Here is a 1,577-nt window from a genome sequence, read left to right as displayed (position 1 = left end):
CCGCAAGGTCGACGTCAGGCTGGAGCTGGTCTGGCGCAAGCCGCCGACCCATTTCAATCCGAAGCTGGTCGACGCCGTGGAACATGCCGCCAGCACGCTCGGCTATACGCACCGCCGCATCACCTCGGGCGCCGGCCACGACGCCTGCAACCTCAATACCAAGATTCCGGCGGCGATGGTGTTCGTGCCCTGCAAGGACGGCGTCAGCCACAATGAGCTGGAGGATGCCACGCAAGCCGATTGCGCGGCGGGCGCCAATGTCCTGATGCATACCGTGCTGGCACTGGCCGGCGTCGCGTCCTGATCGAACGAGAACATGGAGGCTCGCCTTGCGCGGAGTATTCGTCGACGCCAATGAATCGCTGGCCGATATCTTCGAACGGCTGCAAAAATCCGGCGATCCCGTCGTGCGCATCCATCGCGATCCCGACATCCGATCGGATCGATACCCTGAAATCCTCGACGGCGCCGAGATCGCGGTCGTCGATCACACCGCGCTGCCGACCGATGTCGCGCGAAACTGCACCGGTCTGAAGCACGTGGTGTTCCTCGGCACCGGCGCGCGCAGCTACATGAACCCGGAAGAGCTCGCCGAGCTCGGCATTGCCGTGCACCTGATCAAGGGCTATGGCGACACCGCGGTCGCCGAATCCGCGATCGCGCTGATGTGGGCCGCGGCGCGCGGGCTGGCGCAGATGGACCGCGAGATGCGAGGCGGCAACTGGCTGCGCGAGGACGGCATGCAGCTCACCGGCAAGACGCTCGGTCTGATCGGGTTCGGCGGCATCGCCGCCGAAGTCGCCCGCATCGCGCTCGGCTCAGGGATGAAGGTGATCGCCTGGAACAGATCGGCGAAAATCCATCCGGGCGTGGAATTCGTCGAGCTTGATCAACTGCTCGCCGACAGCCACGTCGTCTCGCTGCATCTGTTGCTGAACGACGACACCAGAGGATTCATCACCCGCCAACACATCGCCGCGATGCGGCCGGGCGTCATCCTCATCAACACTGCGCGCGCCGCGATCATCGACGAGACCGCGATGATCGACGGCTTGGAGTCCGGCCACATCCGCCACGCCGGCCTCGACGTCTTCAACATCGAGCCGCTGCCGAAGGATCATCCGTTGACAAGATTGCCGAATGTCACGCTGTCAGCGCACTCCGCCTTCCGCACCCCGGAAGCCAGCGAGAATCTGATTCAAGCCGCGTGGGAGCATTGCCGCAGGATTGCAAAAGACGCCTAGGGTCGGCCAGGCGCAGCGTGCCCACCTTCCATCCCCGATCGTTGCTGCAATAGTGGCACGCTGCGCTTAGCCACCCTACGGTCCACGCCGTCATTGCGAGCGAAGCAAACCACGGCGCCGCAAGGGGAGACATGGATTGCTTCGTCGCTTCGCGCCGCCCAATGACGGAGGAAGCGTCGAGGACGCTATGATGGCGGCTCCCTAATCGGAAGTTGCGTGGCTTTCCGAGCCTAAGCGGCTGATAATATTTGCACAACCTTGTTTCAGGCATGTTTTATGTAGCCATGTAATTTAGTGATTTTAGCTTGACGAGGTGAGTTGCTCATGATTCAA

General features: G+C 62.5%; 2 protein-coding genes. Both read left to right on the top strand.

What is annotated here, in order from left to right; all coding sequences use genetic code 11:
* On the top strand, nt 1–304 hold a 304-nt coding region (locus WCB02_RS13720), incomplete at its 5' end, for a M20/M25/M40 family metallo-hydrolase (RefSeq protein ID WP_423958766.1).
* A gap of 25 nt (nt 305–329) precedes the next feature.
* A complete protein-coding gene (locus tag WCB02_RS13715) occupies nt 330–1,244 on the top strand; it encodes an NAD(P)-dependent oxidoreductase (RefSeq protein ID WP_423958765.1) in 915 nt (304 codons plus the stop codon).
* Nucleotides 1,245–1,577 lie beyond the last annotated feature (333 nt).

Source organism: Bradyrhizobium sp. (genome assembly GCF_049581145.1).
GTDB lineage: Bacteria > Pseudomonadota > Alphaproteobacteria > Rhizobiales > Xanthobacteraceae > Bradyrhizobium.
This window is presented reverse-complemented; position numbering and strand designations above follow the sequence as displayed.